Origin of the sequence: Vibrio aestuarianus (assembly GCF_028858425.1) — a bacterium.
Taxonomy (GTDB): domain Bacteria; phylum Pseudomonadota; class Gammaproteobacteria; order Enterobacterales; family Vibrionaceae; genus Vibrio; species Vibrio aestuarianus.
Map to the genome: position 1 here is coordinate 627,652 of NZ_JAKNYQ010000001.1, position 21,536 is coordinate 649,187.

The window sequence follows — 21,536 nt, forward strand, 5'->3', positions numbered from 1 at the left end:
TAGATAATTTCGGGTCTTATCACGAATTATCTGTGAGGAATAGGTGCCACAGACATAGTAACGGTTAGTATAATACTGGCCTATCTTGTGGCGATGTCATTGAATTAACGTTGTAAATTACTGCTAAACATGGCTGAGAAACGCAATATTTTCCTTGTTGGCCCGATGGGTGCCGGCAAAAGTACAATTGGTAGACACCTTGCTCAACAACTGCATATGGAGTTTTTAGACTCTGATACAGTCATTGAAGAGCGTACAGGCGCAGATATCGCTTGGGTATTTGACGTCGAAGGTGAAGAGGGCTTCCGTAAACGTGAGGAAGCTGTAATTAATGACCTAACCGAGAAACAAGGTATTGTACTCGCAACAGGCGGTGGCTCTGTTAAGAGTAAAGAGAACCGTAATCGTTTATCTGCTCGTGGTATTGTGGTCTACCTTGAAACGACGATTGAAAAACAACTTGCACGTACGAACCGTGACAAAAAACGTCCATTGCTTCAAACAGACAATCCACGTGAAGTCTTAGAATCTTTGGCCGGTGAGCGTAATGACCTTTACGACGAAGTCGCAGATTTCACCGTTCGTACCGACGATCAAAGTGCAAAAGTGGTAGCCAACGAGATCGTAAAAATGCTAGAAGAACGTTCTTAAGTTCTTTATTTTGGAGTGCAAACCATGGAACGGATTACGGTCAGTTTAGATGAGCGTAGCTACCCAATCTCAATTGGCGCCGGATTATTTAATGATCCGGCCCTCCTTTCTTTCCTCTCTGCAAAACAAAAAGTAGTCGTGATCAGCAATGTTACGGTTGCCCCTTTGTATGCAGCAAAAATTTTAGCGCTTCTTGAGCATCATGGTTGTCAGGCTTCTTTGCTTGAACTGCCAGATGGTGAGCAGTACAAAACCTTAGATACCTTTAACACTGTAATGAGTTACCTTTTAGAGGGTAATTACAGCCGAGATGTTGTGATTATTGCACTCGGTGGTGGAGTTATTGGTGACTTAGTCGGTTTTGCTTCCTCATGCTACCAACGCGGCGTTGATTTCATTCAGGTTCCAACCACGTTACTTTCTCAAGTTGATTCTTCTGTCGGTGGAAAAACCGCAGTCAATCATCCCTTGGGCAAGAATATGATTGGTGCTTTTTATCAACCTAAAGCGGTGATTATCGATACACAATGCTTATCCACTTTGCCTGAACGCGAATTTTCTGCGGGCATGGCTGAGGTGATCAAGTATGGCATTATTTACGATTATGATTTCTTTGTTTGGTTAGAAGAAAACCTAGACAAATTATACGCTTTAGATGAAAAAGCACTGGCGTATGCGATTGCTCGTTGTTGCCAAATTAAAGCGGATGTTGTGGCTCAAGATGAAAAAGAGTCAGGAATTCGTGCGTTATTGAACCTGGGTCATACATTTGGTCATGCGATCGAGGCTGAGCTGGGTTATGGTAATTGGCTGCACGGTGAAGCGGTATCTTCAGGTACAGTAATGGCGGCAAAAACGGCTCAACTGCAAGGTTTGATTGATGAGCAGCAAGTTGAGCGAATTATTTCTATACTCAAGAAAGCGAAGTTACCGGTGCATACACCGCAAAGCATGTCTTTTGCTGACTTTATGCGTCATATGATGCGTGATAAAAAAGTGCTTTCAGGTGAATTGCGTTTGGTGTTGCCGACGAGTATCGGTACTTCAGAAGTCGTGAAAGGTGTACCGGAAGCCATTATTGAACAAGCGATAGACTTCTGCCGCACGCTATAGATCTTCATTGATACAAATTTGATCATTGTTTGTCAGTAGGATGGCCTAATGAGTTTGGCGCATGAGTTACGAGTATTAGAATTAGATTCTCAAGTAGAGCTGCTAGAACGTTTGCAGCTTTTAACTAATTTTGGTTCTAATGTTATTACGGTTGGTGGTGGCCAAGGCTATGGCAAATCATGGCTTGCTCAGCGATATCTTGAAGCGTGGGCGGAAGATAAAAACCAATCACTGTTATCGTGCCATCCTAATCAAGATGAACAGCAGCGTCGCGCGACCATTCTCACTCAGATCGTCTCCGGTCCCTTATTTAATCCTCATGATTCACTTGCTGAGAGCCTGACTCATCTACTGGATGGTGGCGGCTGTGATGTGGTGATTGTTGTCGACGATGCTCATTTATTGTCGGAAGCGCTTATTTCTGAATTGTGGATGTTAGTGTTAGAAGCACAATCTAATCCGCTATGGACGATTAACGTGGTCTTATTTGCACAAGCCAATAGCCTTGATGCACTTTTAACGCGTCTGAGCTATGGGCAAGAGCAAAAACCTGTTGAGCTTGAAATTGAACCGCTGACCAATGAAGAAGCGGATCGCCTATTCGAAAATTTGGTCATGCGCTACGTTGAAGACAATATGGAACGTCGTATTCGTAATGCTTACAAGAAAGTAAAACGAGTACCGGGGGAAATTATGGCATTAGGAGAACAGAAAATGGAAAGAAGGATTATTATCCGCTCTATTATTGGCTCTCCAGCCAAAATTGCCGCTTTGGTTGTGTTGTTATTAGTTGTGATTGGCGGTGGTTATTGGTGGCTATTGAATCAACCGACTCCGGGGGACGAAGCGCAGCAAACCGCTAGCAACGTTGAACAAACGGTGATCCCAACCTTAGCCATTGCTGCAACCGATACGGACAATAAGCTCGCGACAGAGCCGGCAGAGACAGCCTCGGGCAGTTCAGATACACCTACTGATCCTAGTTATGTTGGCGCAATCGATGATTCAAGTGCATTACCACCAGATGTAATGGACAGTATCGCAAGTGTTGGTGTGACAGAAGAAGATCAACAACGTGTAGTGATTGAATCGGATGTTGTCGATGCTTTACTTGAAGGTAATCAAACTAAGGTTGATACCTCGGTTATCGATAATGCGCTTGCCGATGCGCAGCGTCAAAATGAGCAAGAGAACACAACACCTTCAGAACAGATTACACAAAATGTTGCTCCGGTTAAGATTACATTTTCTTTTGCAAGAGACGAACTAAAAGCGTTTTCTCCTCGCAGTTATACTTTGCAATTAGCGGCTGTTAATTCATTAGAAGAGGCGCAGAAGTTTATTGACCAGTACCAATTGAAAGAAAATATACGCATTTACCCAACATTACGTAATGACGTGGAATGGTACATCATTACTTACGATAACTACCCAACGATCCAGTTTGCTCGTGATGCGGTGGCTACGTTACCTAAGGCGCTGCAATCGGTAGGTCCTTGGGCTAAATCGCTAAGTCAGGTACACCGAGAGATTGAACGTGCGAAATAACGCTGAGCTTGGCGCAAAAATATGTTACATTCCGCAGCCTTATTTTGTGGTTGAAAGATAGAGCAGTAAATGAAGAAGCAGCGTGCCTTTCTTAAATGGGCTGGTGGTAAATATGGCCTAGTAGAAGATATTCAACGTCACCTGCCGCCTGCTCGTAAATTGGTCGAGCCATTTGTCGGCGCGGGTTCTATCTTCCTCAACACCGATTTCGAACAGTATTTGTTGGCTGATATCAACCCAGATCTGATCAACTTGTATAATCTTCTCAAAGAGCAGCCTGAACTTTATATTACTGAATCGAAACGTTGGTTTACGGCTGAAAATAATCGCAAAGAAGCCTATCTCGATGTACGTAAAGAGTTTAATCAGAGCGATGATGTGCTGTATCGATCTTTGGCATTTTTATATATGAACCGCTTTGGTTTTAATGGCCTATGCCGTTATAACAAAAAAGGCGGGTTTAATGTCCCATTTGGTTCTTACAAAAAACCCTATTTCCCAGAAGCGGAATTGGAGTTTTTTGCAGAAAAAGCCCAAAAAGCCACCTTTATTTGTGAAGGGTACGAAGAGACTTTTCGCCGAACTCGTAAAGGGTGTGTGGTGTATTGTGATCCGCCGTATGCTCCGCTTTCTAGCACCGCCAACTTTACCTCTTATGCTGGTAATGGATTTTCATTAGACGATCAAGCCGCATTGGCTGATGTTGCAGAAAAAGCCGCAGTACGTGGTGTGCCAGTACTCATTTCTAACCATGACACCAAGCTAACTCGTCGCTTGTATCACGGCGCTGAGCTTAACGTGGTCAAAGTCAAACGTACCATTAGCCGCAATGGGGCTGGGCGTAATAAAGTGGATGAACTGTTGGCATTATTTAATGCAAATGATAGCCACGACTAACATTTACATCCTAAATCATCCATCAAGCTAGGATCTGCCTGCCAGCTTAGGTAGAATTGCGGGCGAATTTTGCTCATCACGCATTTTGCTCTCACTAGCCTAAGAGGTCAGGTATGAAAGATTTCCTTATTGCCCCATCTATTCTCTCTGCAGATTTTGCACGTCTTGGTGAAGACGTTGAAAAAGTACTCGCAGCTGGGGCAGACGTAGTTCACTTTGATGTTATGGATAACCACTACGTGCCTAACCTGACATTTGGTGCGCCAATTTGTAAAGCACTGCGTGACTACGGCATTACCGCACCGATTGATGTGCATTTAATGGTAAAACCGGTTGATCGCATCATCCCTGATTTCGCGAAAGCGGGCGCTTCGATGATTACTTTCCACGTTGAAGCGTCTGATCATGTCGATCGCACTTTGCAATTGATTAAAGAACACGGCTGTAAAGCGGGTGTGGTATTAAACCCTGCAACACCGCTTTCTCACCTCGAATTTATCATGGATAAAGTGGACATGATTTTGCTGATGTCGGTTAACCCTGGTTTTGGTGGTCAATCCTTCATTCCACATACGTTGGATAAACTGCGTGCGGTTCGTCAATTGATTGAACAGTCTGGCCGAGATATTCGCCTTGAAATCGATGGTGGCGTGAAGGTAGATAACATCAAAGAAATCGCTGAAGCTGGGGCTGATATGTTTGTCGCGGGGTCTGCCATTTTCGGTGAGCCTGATTACAAAGCCGTGATTGATAAGATGCGTGCAGAGCTAGCTAACGCAGGTTAAATTACACAATAATAACCATATTCAAAGGGGCTTGATGCCCCTTATCTATTACTGCCCTTGGCCTATTTTCGGAAATAAAGATGTCTTTAAGCTCAATAAAATTAATTGCCTTTGATTTAGACGGCACACTGCTTGATAGCGTGCCAGATTTAGCTGTTGCTGCTGACCAAGCGGTGCAATCGTTAGGTTACCCGGCGGTGTCTGAGCTACAAGTTCGTGACTACGTTGGCAATGGCGCCGATGTGCTGATTGCTCGTTCATTAAGCCAAAGTTTAACCATTGATCCTGAGTTGAGCGATGAACTGAAATCGACCGCTCGCGAGCGTTTTGATGACTTCTATGCGCAAACGGGTCACAAGCTTAGCCATTTGTATCCACAAGTGAAAGAGACCTTAGCCGCGCTACACAAAGCTGGTTTCACGCTGGCTTTGGTGACCAATAAACCGTCAAAGTTTGTCCCTGAGGTATTAGCGCAGCATGGTATTGCGGATTTTTTTGCCGATGTTATTGGTGGTGATACGTTCCCAATCAAAAAACCCGACCCAATGGCGCTCAATTGGTTGTTGGATAAACACCAGATGACAGCAAGCGATATGCTGATGGTGGGTGATTCTAAAAACGATATCTTGGCGGCGAAAAATGCAGGTTGTTTCTCGTTTGGTCTAACTTACGGTTACAACCACGGTGAGCCTATTTCTGACTCAAAGCCGGATTATGTCGCTGATTGTATTGATCAGTTGCTCGATTTAGTACCAGTTTCTGCATAAAAGTTAGCACAAGACGCTAGTAAAATACTCGTCAATGAGTACACTGCAATAACCGCGCAATTCTTTGATTGAATTGGCGCGGTTTTTTAACAGACTTTTTCAGTCCTATCTCATTTTAAGTAACAAGGAAATCATCCCATGAGCAAACCCATTGTATTGAGTGGTGTTCAACCGTCTGGTGAACTAAGTATCGGTAACTACTTGGGTGCTCTACGTCAATGGCAACAGATGCAAGATGACTATGATTGCCAATATTGCGTGGTTGACCTGCATGCTGTTACGGTTCGTCAAGACCCGAAAGCATTGCATGAAGCAACCTTAGACGCATTATCAATTTGTCTTGCTGTTGGTGTTGACCCTAAGAAGAGCACGCTATTTGTTCAGTCACATGTACCAGAGCATGCTCAATTGGGTTGGCTTCTTAACTGTTACACGCAAATGGGTGAACTGAGCCGTATGACTCAGTTTAAAGACAAATCAGCACGTTACGCGAATGATGTGAATGCGGGGCTATTTGGTTATCCAGTGCTGATGGCAGCAGATATTCTGCTGTACGGAGCGCATCAAGTGCCAGTAGGCAGTGACCAAAAGCAACACCTTGAGCTGGCACGCGATATCGCGACACGCTTTAATAATATCTACAGCCCAGAAAACCCAATCTTTACCATTCCTGAGCCATACATTCCACAAGTGAATGCACGCGTAATGAGCCTTCAAGACGCGACTAAGAAGATGTCGAAGTCGGATGATAACCGTAAGAACGTCATTACTCTGCTTGAAGATCCAAAATCGATCATTAAGAAGATCAATAAAGCGCAGACTGACACTGAAACACCGCCACGTATTGCTTTTGATACCGAAAGTAAAGCGGGTATTTCGAACTTAATGAGCTTGTACTCGGCGGCAACAGGTAAAACCTTTGCTGAAATTGAAGCGCAATATCAAGGCGTAGAAATGTACGGACCATTTAAGAAAGATGTGGGTGAAGCTCTGGTTGCGATGCTTGAACCAGTACAAGCTGAGTACGCACGTATTCGTGAAGATCGCGCTTACCTAGATTCAGTAATGAAAGCGGGATCAGAAAAAGCATCAGCTCGTGCTGCAGTGACGTTGAAGAAAGCTTACCAAGCGGTAGGTTTCGTGACGCGCCCTTAAACTCAGTTTACCTCTTTTTAAGCCTCTAGTTTTCTAGGGGCTTTTTTGTTAGTTGCAACTTCTCTTTCCTTATTTTTCCTCTAAAAAATCAGCCAAATATTATATTAATTAATCTGTAATGATTCTGTAGGCAAATCTATTTACCTTCTCTGTTGAAAGTTTGCGTTTGGTTCAAGTATTTACTCTAACTATGAGAGTTTGATCTCGATATGAATTGTGAATGTTTTGTCATTTCATACAAAACAACAACACTGTACGCGCAAATTTATTAATCAAAACTTATAAACGTGATTTAAAACACCTTGCTTAATACTTTGGTTACATGGCAGGGAAAAAAGAGGTGAACAATGGAATTGAAACGTACAGCCCCCTTGAGCCGCACTTTGCTAGCGTTGGCAATAGGGTCAACTTTCGTCGCTTCTGCTCATGCAGAAATCATTATTTCTCAATATGTTGAGGGTGGAAGCTTCAATAAAGCGATTGAGATAGCCAATACTGGTGATGTAGCGATGAGCTTAGATAATTACATTCTGGCTAAGTCGAGTAATGGCGGTGGTAGTTGGGATACACAATTGCCACTGACTGGCCGAGTCATTGCCGCTAATGATGTATTAGTGATTTCACATGAAAGTGCCAGCAGCGCTATTCAAACAGTGAGCGATGAAAATAACGGTACGGTGGTTAATTTCAACGGAGATGACCCGGTAGCACTGCTTAATACCGATGGTAGTGTGCACGACATGTTGGGTGAAATGGGCGATGTTGATTGGGGTAAAGATAAAACCCTCGTTCGTAATGCTGATAGCCTGATGCCTTCTTCTACTTATCAAACTTCTCAATGGACATCACTGGCTAAAGATAATATCGACGGTTTAGGCGCATTAAATGCGGTTGAACCACCGGCAGCATTTGCCTGTACGCAAGACGGTGCAGACCCCGTATTTACTACTATCCAAGAAATCCAAGGTGAAGGGGCAACGTCGCCTTTCATCAATGGTTATCCATACATTACAGAGCAAGACTACTTTGTGAAAGGCGTGGTCAGTGCGATAACGACAGGTTTAACCAAGGGCTTCTACCTACAAGCGCTAGACGATGACTACAACGCGAATACTTCGGAAGGCCTATTTGTGCACACCAACCAATCAAGCTCAGATTTAAAGCCGGGCGATGTGGTGTGTGTCAAAGGTAAAGTGCAAGAGTACTACAACCTTACTCAGCTTAAAGCTGAAAATAATCAATGGGTAAAGCAAGATCAACAAGCCGCTCCTCAAGCGACCGCAATAGAAATTCTGCCAAGTGACGCTGATTTTGAGCAAACTTTAGAGCGCTATGAGGGGATGTTAGTCAAAACGGATCGAGCGTTAGATATGCGCGTGACGCGCACATTTGGCTATGGCTATGCTGGTCGTCGTAACAATATGGTGTTAGCTCAAGGGCGCATTAACATGCAGCCAAACCAACTGTTTGCTGCCGGTTCAGAGCAAGCTAAACAACAAAGTATCGAAAATGCTCAACGTCGTCTGTTCGTTGAATCAGACCAAAAAGCAGCAGATGGAAAAATCCCATACTATTCAGAGTTTGGTCGTAGTGATATTGATCAAAATGGCTCAACAGAAGATTACATTCGCATTGATGACACCATTGTCGGCTTAGAAGGTGTGTTGTCATACAGTTACAACGAATATCGCCTGTTGGTCACCAACCAAATCAATCAAGATAACTTCGTACGTAATGACCCACGCACAGATAAGCCTGATATGGATGAAGGTGATCTCCGTATCGCAACATTCAACGTGCTTAACTATTTCAATTCGCCATTTGGTGGTGACGCGAATTTACACGGCGATAATCGTGGTGCGAATAATCTAGCTGAGTTTGAGATTCAACAAGAGAAAATCGTCAATGCTATTTTGCGTCTCGATGCTGATATCGTCGGTTTGATGGAAATTGAAAATAACGGTTTTGGTGAAGGTGCTGCGATTCGCCAGTTGGTTGAGCAATTAAACCAACGCATTGCGGATAAGAAGAAGCGCTACACTTTTGTCGCGGTTGACTCAAATAATGATGGGGTGACTGATGAGCTTGATTCTATTGGTACGGATGTGATCACTACTGGCGTGATATACCGTGAGAAAGTCGTGAAACTGCAGCAGAGCCGAGTTATCCCAATGCCTAGCCAACAAGCGCCACAAGTGTTGGATGATAAAGGGAAAGTGCTTGAAGATGGTAAAAACTACCAACGCGATACGCTTGCACCAACTTTCAAAGTGAAAGGGGGTCATGAGAAAATCACTGTTGCTGTTAACCACTTGAAATCAAAAGGCTCTAAATGTTGGGAAGATGCAGCACCGCTTGAACAAGGCGGACAAGGTGGCAACGATGCAGACTTCCAAGGTGCGTGTGAAAACTTCCGTGTCGCGGCAGCGGTTGCACTTGGTGAAGCACTTGAGAAAATCAACGGGCATAAAGTCATTTTGGGTGATATGAACTCTTACGGTATGGAGGACCCTATGTTGGTTTTGACCGATTACAGTCCAGAGAAATATGGCAAAGAGATCAAAGCCGCTCGTAATACTTACATTGCTGGTGTTTCGCAGTTTGGTGATGACGGTGCCGTGATCACCAAGAGCTACGATTACATCAATGCTGTTGCGATGAAGCATCCAGACAGTTGGAGTTATTCATTTAATGATGAAGTTGGCGCACTGGATCACTTATTGGTCAGTAAAAGCCTGAAAGGTAAAGTGGTAGATGCGACCGATTGGCACATCAATGGCGGTGAATCAACACTGTTTGATTACAACGATGAGTTCAAAGGTGACTTACCTAAATACAGTGATCACTTCCGTGCATCAGATCATGATCCAGCCGTTCTCGAACTGAATATCTACGGTGGTTCATTAGGCTTAGGTGTACTGATGTCCTTGCTTGGCTTCGGTGCATGGCGACGTCGTAAGTGATGAGCTAAAACTTGTAAATAGTAAGGCTGGCATTTGCTGGCCTTAATTTTTCACCTTTACCGACTTAATACTTGCCTTTCATTGGTGGTATTGCACAATACTGCCCCTAGTGATTTCCAACTTTGAGTGTGCTGCTCCTACCATGCTACTTATCATCGATAACTACGATTCGTTTACCTACAACTTGTATCAATATTTCTGTGAATTGGGCGTTGAAGTAGAGGTAGTACGCAATGATGAAATTGATATTGCAGGTATTGAAGCACTTAATCCTACTCATCTAGTTATCTCTCCAGGGCCTTGTACACCAAATGAAGCCGGTATCTCTTTGCAAGCGATACAACACTTTGCTGGCAAGTTACCCATTTTAGGAGTGTGTCTTGGTCATCAAGCCATTGCGCAGGTGTTTGGGGGGCAGATCGTTCGCGCCAGAAAAGTGATGCATGGTAAAACCTCAGCTATTCGTCACACAGGGAATAGCGTATTTCATGGCCTCAATAATCCTTTGACGGTGACTCGTTACCATTCTTTAGTGGTAAAGTCCGACTCGCTTCCTGACTGTTTTGAACTGACTGCATGGACAGAATTAGACGACGGGAGCATGGACGAAATTATGGGCTACCAACATAAAACCTTAGCCATCGATGCGGTACAATTTCATCCCGAATCAATCAAAACCGAACAGGGGCATCAATTACTGGCTAATTTTTTGCGTCGTTAGGCCTCTCTCAACCTGACTGCGATCACCTTTCTTAACATTTTCTTCATCTTTTTTGTTGGCTGTGAAGCTTGCAAAATTATTCGCCATATATCCTATCGAATTTACTTTAAGCGCCATGCTTCAAGCCTTGGCTGTATTTATTCTCACTATTTGTAAAAAAGTACTTCATAAAAGAGTCTACTTAATGCATAAATAATCATACGTAGTGAGGATTATCGGCAAAATTGTTGTGATAAAAGAATAATCCACTATTGAAATGGTTAATAATTTGTAAATACAATGCTGCATTAGCTAAAAAGCAAAACAATATCTTCCACGCAAGGTTTTTGTGGAAAGATCGCAATCTGCTAGGCATGCGGTATCGAGAGGGAATGTGCAATGACAGTGGAAATGAATGTAGAGCGCGGCTTATTTGATGAGGTAATGGTACCTTGCTATAACCCAATGGAAATGATCCCAGTAAAGGGACAAGGCTCTCGGGTATGGGATCAGCAAGGTAATGAATACATCGATTTTGCTGGTGGTATTGCCGTGAGTTGTTTAGGCCATTGTCACCCAGTGATGGTTGGTGCTTTAACTGAGCAAGCGAACAAGTTATGGCATCTCAGCAACGTAATGACTAACGAACCCGCGTTGCGTCTCGCGAAAAAATTAACCGAAGTCTGCTTTGCGGAAAAAGTGTTTTTTGCCAATTCTGGTGCAGAAGCGAATGAGGCGGCTTTGAAGCTTGCTCGTCGTTGGGCTGCAGATGTTCATGGTGAACAGAAATCAGAAATCATTGCCTTTAAACAAGGTTTCCACGGACGTACTTTCTTTACCGTTACTGTCGGTGGTCAAGCGGCTTATTCTGATGGATTTGGTCCAAAGCCTGGCGATGTGACCCACCTAGCCTATAACGATATTGAGGCACTACAAGCCCATATGTCAGACCGTACTTGTGCTGTCATGATGGAGCCATTGCAAGGTGAGGGTGGCATTGTGTCGCCAACGCCAGAGTTTGTTCAAGCGGTGCGTGAGTTGTGTGACAAACACAATGCTCTACTTATCTTTGATGAGGTACAAACAGGTAATGGTCGTACGGGAGATTTCTACGCATACCAAGGTTTAGGCATTACTCCTGATATTTTAAGTACTGCAAAATCACTCGGTGGTGGTTTCCCTATTGGCGCTATGCTCACCACCAATGAATTGGCTGCTCACCTAAAAGTCGGGACTCATGGTTCAACTTATGGCGGTAACCCATTAGCTTGCGCCGTCGCTGAAGCGGTCGTTAATTTTGTTAGCCAGCCAGAAACGTTAGCGGGTGTAAAAGAGCGCGAAGCACTATTTCGTCAAGGGTTAGCAGAAATTAATTCTAAATACCAAATCTTCAGTGAAGTTCGTGGTAAAGGTTTATTACTCGGTGCCGCGTTGAATGAAGAGTGGCAAGGCCGTGCCCGTGACATTTTGGTTGCGGCAGGTAAACAAGGTTTGATGGTGTTGGTTGCTGGAACCAATGTGGTGCGTATGACGCCATCATTAGTGATTACAAAACAAGAAATAGAAGAAGGCTTAGCAAAACTCGATAAAGCTATTGCATCACTCATGTAGTGAAAAAGCCTAGCAGCCCAAGGTAGGAAGCCTTGGGCTACTTCAAGCATCGGGAGGGAAGTATTGATGCTAGTTGTTCGCCCTATCGCAATGTCGGACTATGACGCGCTGCACACTTGCGCTGTCGAATCAGGTCACGGATTCACATCTCTACCGGTTAATGAAGAACTTTTAACCAATCGTATTACCCATTCTGAATACAGCTTTACTAAACCCAACGTATCCGAGCCTGGAGACGAAGGTTATTTAATGGTGGGGTTTGATTCTGAAACTGGAGAGGTTGCTGGTACCACGGGTATTGAAGCTTCTATTGGTTGGGATGTGCCTTTTTATTCTTACCATATCAGCACGATTGTTCATTCATCGCCTAAATTGAAGGTGAACAATACGGTAAAACTGCTGACATTTGGCAATAACTACACCGGTTGTAGTGAGATTTGTACGCTCTTTCTGCGTCCTGATTTTCGTCAAGGGCTTAATGGCCGCTTAATGTCGAAATGCCGCTTTCTGATGATGGCCGAACATCCTCATCGATTCTCGAAAACCATTTTTGCGGAGATGCGTGGTGTTTCCGATGCCGAAGGTAACTCTCCGTTTTGGCAATGGCTGCAAGAGCATTTCTTTTCAATAGATTTCACGATGGCCGATTACCTCACAGGGATTGGCAAGAAAGGGTTTATCGCGGATCTGATGCCCAAGCTGCCTATTTACGTCAACTTGCTGAGTAAAGAAGCGCAAGCTGTCATCGGCCAAGTACATGACAACACGCGCCCTGCGCTTAAGCTATTGGAACGTGAAGGGTTTACTTGCCGCAATTATGTCGACATTTTTGATGCCGGCCCAACCGTTGAGTGTGACTTACGTAATGTTGAGTCGGTACGTCATTCCATGCGCGCCAAGGTCGAAGTGGCAGAACATTCTAGTTCGCAAGATTATTTGGTGTGTAATACCTCATTTGAAGATTTTCGCGCTACCGCAGCGAAAGGGGCTTACAACCGTGAAACCGAAACGGTGATTATCTCTCCTGAAGTAGCAAAAGCGCTTTTAGTAGAGAGTGGCGATTTAGTTCGAATTTTGGCGCAGTAAGCCAGCTTTTTGATGTAAGGATAGAAATATGACTCAGTGGATTGCAGGTGAGTGGTTAGCTGGCCAAGGTGAGCCAATGGTATCGCTCAGCCCCTATAATGACCAAATGATTTGGCAAGGCGATAGCGCAACGCCTGCGCAAGTAGAAGACGCAGTGAGTGCAGCAAGAAGTGCCTTTGTTGAATGGAAAAAACGCCCCTTTGCTGAACGTGAGCAATACGTGTTGGCCTTTGCTGAGAAAGTAAAAGAACACAGTGAAGAAATCGCACAGATCATCGCCAAAGAAACTGGTAAACCCATTTGGGAAACTCGTACTGAAGCGGCGGCGATGGCTGGTAAAATCGCTATTTCGATTCGTGCTTATCATGATCGTACGGGTGAAAGTGCGCGTGAGGCAGCGGGAAACCAAATTGTACTGCGTCACCGTCCACTTGGTGTAATGGCGGTATTTGGTCCCTATAATTTCCCAGCACATTTACCGAATGGTCATATTGTTCCGGCTCTTTTAGCGGGTAATACCGTGGTGTTTAAGCCTTCTGAGCAAACCCCGTGGACGGGCGAATTTGCCATGAAACTGTGGCAAGATGCAGGGTTACCAGCAGGTGTGCTCAACCTTGTACAAGGGGCGAAAGAAACAGGCATCGCTCTGGCCGAGTCAAAAGGTATTGATGGTTTGCTATTTACTGGCAGTGCTAACACTGGGCATTTACTGCATCGTCAGTTTGCCGGGCAACCTGGCAAAATGCTGGCGCTTGAAATGGGCGGGAACAACCCGATGGTGATCTCCGATCAGTATGGTGACTTAGATGCAGCGGTATACACCATCATTCAATCGGCTTTCATTAGCGCAGGGCAGCGCTGCACTTGCGCGCGTCGCCTGTACGTTCCTGTCGGTGAAAAAGGTGATGTGCTATTAAGTAAATTGATCACCGCAACCCAAAAGCTACGAATTGATCAACCATTTGCCGATCCTGCGCCATTTATGGGGCCACAAATCTCGCAAGCTGCCGCGCAATTTATTCTCAATGCACAGGCTAATTTACAATTTTTAGGTGGTTATAGTTTGGTGGAAGCCAAACCGCTGCAAGCGGCATTTGTTACGCCAGGAATCATTGACGTAACCGCTATTAGTGAGTTGCCTGACGAAGAATACTTTGGCCCGTTATTACAAGTGGTGCGCTATCAGACTTTAGAGCAAGCGGTTGAGTTGGCCAATGCTACCCGTTTTGGTTTGTCTGCAGGTTTAGTATCAACTGATGATGCCGAGTGGGATTATTTTGTTGATCATATCCGCGCTGGTATCGTAAACCGTAATCGCCAATTAACTGGTGCGAGTGGTGATGCACCATTTGGTGGGCCGGGGGCATCGGGTAACTTGCGCCCGAGTGCTTATTACGCGGCTGATTACTGTGCATACCCTATGGCTTCAATGGAAGGGCAGGCAACAGAATTACCTGCCACTCTCAGCCCTGGGGTTGAGCTATAACCTACGGAATAATAAAAAGCCTCTCATAGAAGAGGCTTATCCCCTTTCTACTTGAAGTTGCAGCGGTGTTGGCTACGTTTGTTCACCCCAATTACATAGTTTATCTATGCTCATGGGGATTTACTCACTTGCCACCTACCTGCCACTTCAAGTGGTTTGGGTATAGATCCTGAAACCTGGATCAATACACAACTTAACGTCACAGGTTGAATTGCCGCTGGATGTATTTTCTGAATCGTTTCAATAAATATTAAGCGGCAATATTTATCCAATAACCTCATACTGAAACTAAGGCTTTATACATACTCAAGGTATATCGCTTGCTAGACACATTGCTGACAAGGAGGCGTTATGACGCCAACCGTTTTATTTCAATCGCTATGGAATGACTATATTCAACGTCTTTGTCCTTCGGCTGACAAAGTTCATCAATTGCTTCAAGAAGATGAAGCTTTGATCAATGATCATATCGCTTTGCGAACCTTTAATGTTGCTCCCCTGGGGATTGAAACACTGGCTAAGCCTTTTTTAGCATTAGGTTATACAGCGTGTGGTGATTATCAATTTGAAAGTAAGAAGTTAGTCGCGAAGCACTATGAACATCCTGATCCAACGCAGCCTAAGGTTTTCATTAGTGAGCTAAAAGTGGCAGAGTGCTCACCTGAGTTGCAAGCGATTGTAGCCAAACTGGTAGAGCAAGTAGATAGCGACAAACTCACCAGTAGCGACTTTTTGTATAGTGGTCGATTATGGCAGATAGCCCATAGCGATTACCTCACTTTGGCTCAGGAAAGTGAATACGCCGCATGGTTGGCAGCTCATGGCTATGGGGCCAATCATTTTACCGTTAGTGTTAACCAGTTGAATGCGTTTAATGAAGTCAAAGCGGTGAATGCTCACCTTCGCCAAGCTGGCTTTGTTATTAATGAAAATGGCGGAGAAGTGAAAGGCACGCCAGAGGTGCTGCTAGAACAATCTTCCACCATGGCAGATAAAGTACCGGTGCAATTTAGTGATGGTGTTGAGATGATTCCGGGCGGTTTTTACGAGTTTGCCAAACGCTATCCAATGGCAAACGGTGAGTTATATAGTGGGTTTGTTGCCGCTTCAGCTGACAAGATTTTTGAAAGCACTGATATGCAATAAAATTGTGCTGAGCCTTTGCCAACAAAAAGCCACCTAAGTTTCCCAAGGTGGCTTTATCGATTCAGTCTCTCAATTTCTGTTGAAATTAACGAGTTCCGTATACCACGATAGTTTTACCGTGTGCAGAAATTAGGTTCTGCTCTTCTAGCATTTTCAAGATACGACCAACTGTTTCACGAGAACAGCCAACGATTTGACCGATTTCTTGACGGGTGATCTTGATTTGCATGCCATCTGGGTGAGTCATTGCGTCAGGTTGTTTCGCTAGGTTTAGTAGCGTTTGAGCAATACGGCCCGTTACGTCAAGGAACGCAAGGTCACCTACTTTTTGACTAGTCACTTGTAAACGACGTGAAATCTGAGCAGATAGGCGCATTAGAATATCTGGATTCACCTGGATAAGTTGACGGAATTTCTTAAATGAAATCTCTGCCACTTCACAAGGAGATTTAGCACGAACCCAAGCGGTACGTTCTTGGTCTTCTTCGAATAGACCAAGTTCACCGATAAAGTCACCTTGGTTTAGGTAAGAAAGGATCATCTCCTTACCTTCTTCGTCTTTAATAAGAACCGCAACAGAACCTTTAACGATGTAGTACAACGTTTCAGCTTTCTCGCCCGCGTGGATCAGCGTGCTCTTTGATGGGTACTTATGAATATGACAGTGTGAAAGAAACCACTCTAGTGTTGGGTCGGTTTGAGGTTTACCTAGAACCATAATATCTCACTTCCTCTGCAGGGTACGCTTGCTGCTTTCCATATTTTAGCTAAGCCTTTAAATTGACTTACTAGGATAAGAGCACTTTACAAGTGCTGCAAGCTAACTTGTGTTTCGGTTAAGAATAGTATCCTTTTTCGGAAACGATTTCTTGACTTTAATCGTGTCGACTACACGATAATTTAAGCAAAAATGTGCACATGATCACGGTATGAAAAGTAACCGTAAAAAGTGCAAAAATATTATCCAATTTTCCCTGTTTCAATTAATTGTTGCAGGATAGGGCGAACAATCAGCTCCATGGCAAAACTCATCTTGCCACCAGGAACAACGATGGTGTTATGGCGCGACATAAATGAACCATCAATCATGGCCAGTAAATAGGGGAAATCGACATTCTTAATGCCACGTAGCCTTATCACCACGAAGCTTTCATCCAAACTGGGGATACCCTTTGCGTTGAGCGGGTTTGAGGTATCGACTGTGGGCACGCGCTGGAAGTTAATATGGGTGCGAGAAAACTGTGGGGTGATGTAATTGAGGTAGTCGTCCATCGAGCGAACAATCGAGTCCATTACAGCTTCGCGTGAATGACCACGATCGCGCGTATCACGTACGTATTTTTGGATCCACTCTAGGTTAACAATCGGCACCATGCCAATCAAAAAATCGACATGTTGAGCCACGTTGACATCACCATCGACCACACCACCATGTAACCCTTCGTAGAACATAACATCAGAATTTTCTGGCAAATCTTGCCATGGAGTAAACGTTCCTGGCATTTGGTTATAGGGAACGGCTTCATCAAATGAATGCAGGTAGCGACGAACTTGCCCTGTTCCTAGTTTGCCGTATTGGCGAAAAAACTCTTCCAGTGCGCCAAAGTCATTAGCTTGGGGACCAAAATAACTGATGTGTTTGCCTTGCTCTCGTGCTTTACGGATCTCTACGTCCATTTCTGGACGTGTGAAACGGTGGAAGCTGTCGCCTTCAACCCAAGCAGGTTTAATGCTCATCATATTGAACATTTTGCGAAACGCTTCAGAGGTTGTGGTAGTACCGGCACCGGATGAGCCCGTGACGGCTATAATCGGATGTTTTGCTGACATGACAAACCCTGTCTTTATGTAACGTACTTGTTATTTATTGTCGCAATATAGCACGGAAAGACTAGATTGCGGTGCGCTAAAACGATTTACGCACTTGAATATCGACACTTTCGTGCAATTCAGAATAGACTATGGCAACTTCACCACTTGCTAACTGCTGCTTCACTTGTTCGATTTTTTGTTGCAAAGATATCTCTTGTTCACCGTAATCTGTTCCTTCACGTAAGACAAATTCTTGAATGAGATTATCGAGTGTATCAGGAGCAATTTGTTGCCAAGGAATAATCATGACGACCTCTTAACTGTCATGTTGAAGGCTGGCAGTTATACCCTAAATAGCATTGTGATGGCAGCTATTTCATGACGGTTTACACAGGCTTTCATAATAGGCAGGTAAGGCTTGTTCCAGCCAAAAAGTTGGTTTCAATGCACTGCCTGAAATAAAGCCGACATGTCCACCTTGGTTAAATAAGCGATAGTCGATATTTTCCGGTAAAACGAATTTTGGAATCACAGCATCGGTCATGAATGGGTCGTCTTTAGCGTGAATAATTTGTAAGGGTACATGGATCTGCTTGAGTTTATGTAGTCCAGAACATTGTTGATAATAGTCATGAGCATCTTTAAAACCATGCAAGGGGGCTGTGATTAAATCATCGAATTGATACAGCTTCTTAATGCTACTGATCTGACAAGAAGAGAGGTTAAGTGCATCTTGTAAAAGATGATGTTTTTTCAGCGCGTTACTTTTTAGCGAGGAGAGTAAATAGTCGCGGTAGACTTTTGAAAATCCCTGCTCAATGCGTTGTGAGCAGGCGGCGAGATCAAGCGGTGCTGAAACGATTGTTGCGGCATCGACAATAGGGTCTTCGTGATATTCAGCTAGATAATTGGCCAGCATGTTACCACCAAGCGAAATACCTACAGCGACGATAGGTCGCCCTACATGTTGTTCGCGCAAATATTGCAAAACAAAACGCGCATCTTCTATTTCGCCGGAATGATAAGCCCGCGCAAGGTGATTGGGTTTACCGCTGCAGCCGCGAAAATGCATCATTACTGACAACCAACCACTTTCGGCGAATGCATGCATTAACCCGTTAGCGTAAGGGCTATAAAAGCTTCCTTCTAGCCCATGAAACAGAACGAATAAAGGTTTGTTTTTACTTTGCTCTGAATGCCTATCTTCGCTCCAAGCCAAGTCAAGAAAATCACCATCATCGGTAGGTAAGGTTTGCCATAGCGGTTCAAAACGTGCTTTTTTACGTAATAAGCGTGGTATGAGCGTTTGTAAATGAGGATTTTTAAGCCCAGTGGCCGCGATAAATTGAGTCATAGGGAATAAGGTTTATGTAGGATACGAAAGAGTATACACGAAACAGATAATTCGCTGGGTTATGCTTTTCCAGATTGTGGTGCTGGTTCAGCGAATGCACGACACAGATGTTCAGCAGCCAATAAGCGGCAGTAGCGTTGTGTGAGAGGCTGACCAGTATTATTTGCTAATGGTAATGCGTTGATGCAGTCGACTAAATCAGACTGTTGCTGCTTTTCGAGCTGTAATTCGAATTGCAGGGCTTCACGATATAGGGTGTCTGGTAGGTTCGTTTTTAGTCGGCGACGTAAGTCTCGGTAGCTATGAAGCAAGGTTTCAGAGCGGCTAAGGCAATCTTGTACGGTTTGCCAATGGTGCTCAGCAAAAGAAACTTGTTGCTCGTCGAGCCATTTTAAAAGAAGCAACAAGTTTACATTACCGTGGTAGTTATTCTGTAAGCTTAAGCACGCTTCTTTCACTTCGCGCACACTGTAATATTGCAAACTGAATTGCCACAGGCGCTCTAATGTGAGAGATATTCGTACGTGCTCTTTACTCATGTTAACTACTGAATTCCTGTTCTAGCTGTTCAAGGATTTCTTGCTCTGCCATCCATTCCATTTCGACCTCTTCAAGTGCCGATTTACTACTAGCTTGAAGGGCGAGAACTTCTGTAAGTTTAGCCTTATTTTCAGCTTCATACAGCGAAGTGTCGGATAATTGCTCTTCAGCTTGTGCCAGTGAGGCATTCAACTTATCCATTTTATCTTCAAGTTGTGTCAGTTTTTTGCGAATTGGTGCGGTTTGTTTACGAAACTCCGCTTCACGGCGTTTTTGATCTTTCTTCGCTGCGGCGCTATTGCTGCTATCTTTGGCGGGCTGCTGAGATTGTGCTTCTCTTCGCTCTGCTTTTTGCTGCTCGGTTAACCATTTGTAGTAGTCTGATAAGTCACCATCAAAAGGGGCAACTTGGCGATCGTGCACTAGGTACAAATCATCGGTTGTGGCGCGCAGTAAGTAGCGGTCATGGCTGACGATAACCATGGCACCTTCAAAAGTTTGCAGGGCAAACGTCAACGCTTGGCGCATGTCTAAATCTAGGTGGTTGGTTGGTTCATCAAGTAGTAATAAGTTTGGTTTTTGCCAAACGATCAGTGCCAAAACCAAGCGTGCTTTTTCACCACCAGAGAAAGGCGCGACTTTCTCCAGTGCTTTATCGCCCTGAAAGCCAAAACTACCGAGGTAGTTACGCAACTCCAGTTCATTTTTGTCTGGCGCAATTTGCATCATATGCTGCAACGGTGTTTCTTGTGGGTGCAGGGTTTCCAGTTGATGCTGAGCAAAGTAGCCAATGTTAACCCCTTGAGAATAGGTGAGATCGCCACCTTGTGGTTTTAGCTCCCCTGACAACAATTTGATCAGGGTCGATTTACCAGCGCCATTACGCCCAAGCAGCCCGATACGACTGCCAGGGACTAGGTTGAGGCGAATTTTCTCAAGAATTAAGTTATCCCCATAACCAGCATAAACCTCATCCATCATCATAATTGGGTTTGGTAGGGCTGACGGTTCTCGAAATTCGAAACTGAATGGGTTATCAAACTGTGCAGGTAGCACTTTTTCCATTCGCTCTAATGCTTTAATACGACTTTGCGCTTGACGAGCTTTCGAGGCTTTATAACGGAAGCGATCAATATAGCTTTGCATATGCGCCATTTGCTTTTGCTGCTTTTGGAACATGGCTTGTTGCAAGATCAATTTCTGCGCACGCTGATTTTCAAACGATGAATAGTTACCGGTGTATTCGTTCATGGTTTGATTTTCGATATGGATAATGCGCCCTACGATAGGATCCAAAAAGTCTCGGTCGTGGGAAATCAAAACTAATGTGCCTGGGTAGCTTTGTAACCAGCGTTCTAGCCACATTACAGCGTCTAAATCTAAGTGGTTGGTTGGTTCGTCGAGTAGCAGTAAATCAGAGCGGCACAATAGCGCTTGCGCTAAGTTTAGACGCATACGCCAGCCACCGGAAAATTGGGTTAAATCCCAGCCCATTTGCTCTTGGCTAAAACCGAGACCATCAAGTAATTCAGAGGCGCGGGCACGAATGCTATAGCCGCCAATGGTTTCAATTTTGCCGTGTAATTCGGCGACTAAAGTGCCTTTATCCGCCAGCTCTGCTTCGATGAGTTGTTTTTCTAGCGCGCGATATTCACGATCACCATCGATCACATATTCAATGGCATTACGCTCAAGAGCCGGCGTTTCCTGCGCGACCCATGCCAGTTCCCAATAAGCAGGTTTACTGAATGAGCCTGCATCAATCGATAGCTCATCTTTAAGCAGGGCAAATAATGTGGACTTACCACAGCCATTTTTTCCGACCAAGCCAACTTTATCACCGGGATGAATAGTAGCCGAAGCTTGCTCAAGCAACGGTTTTCCGCCGCGTAGTAATTGAATATCAGAGAAGGTAATCATAA

20 protein-coding genes are annotated in these 21,536 nt (G+C 44.4%); 13 read left to right on the forward strand and 7 right to left on the reverse strand.

All coding sequences use genetic code 11. The features are described 5' to 3' along the window. Positions 1–129: 129 nt before the first annotated feature. The 9 genes from aroK (at position 130) to MCT08_RS03040 (ending at position 10,600) form a co-directional block, all read left to right on the forward strand. Complete coding sequence (gene aroK / locus MCT08_RS03000) at positions 130–651, forward strand: shikimate kinase AroK (protein WP_053309563.1); 522 nt, start codon at positions 130–132, stop codon at positions 649–651. A gap of 24 nt (positions 652–675) precedes the next feature. Next, the gene (gene aroB / locus MCT08_RS03005) at positions 676–1,764 is read left to right on the forward strand and encodes a 3-dehydroquinate synthase (protein ID WP_171979780.1); all 1,089 of its coding nucleotides are present in this window, start codon (positions 676–678) and stop codon (positions 1,762–1,764) included. Between the two features lie 48 nt (positions 1,765–1,812). Then, the gene (locus MCT08_RS03010) at positions 1,813–3,312 is read left to right on the forward strand and encodes an SPOR domain-containing protein (RefSeq protein ID WP_274677872.1); all 1,500 of its coding nucleotides are present in this window, start codon (positions 1,813–1,815) and stop codon (positions 3,310–3,312) included. Positions 3,313–3,381: 69 nt separating this feature from the next. Then, positions 3,382–4,209, forward strand: coding sequence for a Dam family site-specific DNA-(adenine-N6)-methyltransferase (locus MCT08_RS03015; RefSeq protein ID WP_274677873.1), 828 nt, complete (start codon positions 3,382–3,384; stop codon positions 4,207–4,209). 113 nt (positions 4,210–4,322) lie between these two features. Continuing rightward, positions 4,323–4,994, forward strand: a complete 672-nt coding sequence (rpe, locus tag MCT08_RS03020) for a ribulose-phosphate 3-epimerase (protein WP_053309559.1) — start codon at positions 4,323–4,325, stop codon at positions 4,992–4,994. 80 nt (positions 4,995–5,074) lie between these two features. Beyond that, positions 5,075–5,761, forward strand: coding sequence for a phosphoglycolate phosphatase (locus MCT08_RS03025; RefSeq protein ID WP_168786512.1), 687 nt, complete (start codon positions 5,075–5,077; stop codon positions 5,759–5,761). A gap of 138 nt (positions 5,762–5,899) precedes the next feature. Continuing rightward, positions 5,900–6,916, forward strand: a complete 1,017-nt coding sequence (gene trpS / locus MCT08_RS03030; protein ID WP_274677874.1) for a tryptophan--tRNA ligase — start codon at positions 5,900–5,902, stop codon at positions 6,914–6,916. 347 nt (positions 6,917–7,263) lie between these two features. Further along, entirely contained in the window at positions 7,264–9,879 is a 2,616-nt protein-coding gene (locus MCT08_RS03035; protein WP_274677875.1) for an ExeM/NucH family extracellular endonuclease, read from the forward strand. A gap of 142 nt (positions 9,880–10,021) precedes the next feature. Then, a complete protein-coding gene (locus tag MCT08_RS03040) occupies positions 10,022–10,600 on the forward strand; it encodes an aminodeoxychorismate/anthranilate synthase component II (RefSeq protein WP_168523921.1) in 579 nt (192 codons plus the stop codon). Here the strand turns inward: MCT08_RS03040 and MCT08_RS03045 are convergent. Continuing rightward, entirely contained in the window at positions 10,574–10,717 is a 144-nt protein-coding gene (locus MCT08_RS03045) for a hypothetical protein (RefSeq protein ID WP_261927591.1), read from the reverse strand. The genes MCT08_RS03040 and MCT08_RS03045 overlap by 27 nt on opposite strands. Positions 10,718–10,978: 261 nt before the next feature. Here MCT08_RS03045 and MCT08_RS03050 point away from each other — a divergent pair, with 261 nt between their 5' ends. From MCT08_RS03050 to MCT08_RS03065, 4 genes are all read left to right on the forward strand, one after another. Beyond that, on the forward strand, positions 10,979–12,190 hold the full coding sequence (locus MCT08_RS03050; RefSeq protein WP_274677876.1) for an aspartate aminotransferase family protein: 1,212 nt from the start codon (positions 10,979–10,981) through the stop codon (positions 12,188–12,190). Positions 12,191–12,256: 66 nt separating this feature from the next. Then, on the forward strand, positions 12,257–13,276 hold the full coding sequence (astA, locus tag MCT08_RS03055) for an arginine N-succinyltransferase (RefSeq protein ID WP_053309544.1): 1,020 nt from the start codon (positions 12,257–12,259) through the stop codon (positions 13,274–13,276). Positions 13,277–13,304: 28 nt separating this feature from the next. Next, positions 13,305–14,762, forward strand: coding sequence for a succinylglutamate-semialdehyde dehydrogenase (gene astD / locus MCT08_RS03060; protein ID WP_261915070.1), 1,458 nt, complete (start codon positions 13,305–13,307; stop codon positions 14,760–14,762). 351 nt (positions 14,763–15,113) lie between these two features. Further along, positions 15,114–15,908 carry a DUF1338 domain-containing protein gene (locus tag MCT08_RS03065; RefSeq protein ID WP_274677877.1) on the forward strand — a complete coding sequence of 265 codons (795 nt, stop codon included), beginning with the start codon at positions 15,114–15,116 and terminating at the stop codon, positions 15,906–15,908. Between the two features lie 85 nt (positions 15,909–15,993). Here the strand turns inward: MCT08_RS03065 and crp are convergent, their stop codons facing one another. The 6 genes from crp to MCT08_RS03095 form a co-directional block, all read right to left on the reverse strand. After that, a complete protein-coding gene (crp, locus tag MCT08_RS03070) occupies positions 15,994–16,626 on the reverse strand; it encodes a cAMP-activated global transcriptional regulator CRP (RefSeq protein WP_010318741.1) in 633 nt (210 codons plus the stop codon). Positions 16,627–16,868: 242 nt separating this feature from the next. Then, positions 16,869–17,738 carry a phosphoribulokinase gene (locus tag MCT08_RS03075; protein WP_053309541.1) on the reverse strand — a complete coding sequence of 290 codons (870 nt, stop codon included), beginning with the start codon at positions 17,736–17,738 and terminating at the stop codon, positions 16,869–16,871. 76 nt (positions 17,739–17,814) lie between these two features. Then, positions 17,815–18,027 (reverse strand): YheU family protein, encoded by a 213-nt coding sequence (locus MCT08_RS03080; RefSeq protein WP_053309540.1) that lies wholly within the window; start codon positions 18,025–18,027, stop codon positions 17,815–17,817. A gap of 69 nt (positions 18,028–18,096) precedes the next feature. Then, positions 18,097–19,074, reverse strand: a complete 978-nt coding sequence (locus tag MCT08_RS03085; RefSeq protein ID WP_171979786.1) for a hydrolase — start codon at positions 19,072–19,074, stop codon at positions 18,097–18,099. A gap of 59 nt (positions 19,075–19,133) precedes the next feature. Further along, the gene (locus MCT08_RS03090) at positions 19,134–19,613 is read right to left on the reverse strand and encodes a TIGR02444 family protein (protein WP_053309538.1); all 480 of its coding nucleotides are present in this window, start codon (positions 19,611–19,613) and stop codon (positions 19,134–19,136) included. 1 nt (position 19,614) lies between these two features. Next, on the reverse strand, positions 19,615–21,534 hold the full coding sequence (locus MCT08_RS03095; RefSeq protein WP_274677878.1) for an ABC transporter ATP-binding protein: 1,920 nt from the start codon (positions 21,532–21,534) through the stop codon (positions 19,615–19,617). Between the last annotated feature and the right edge of the window lie 2 nt (positions 21,535–21,536).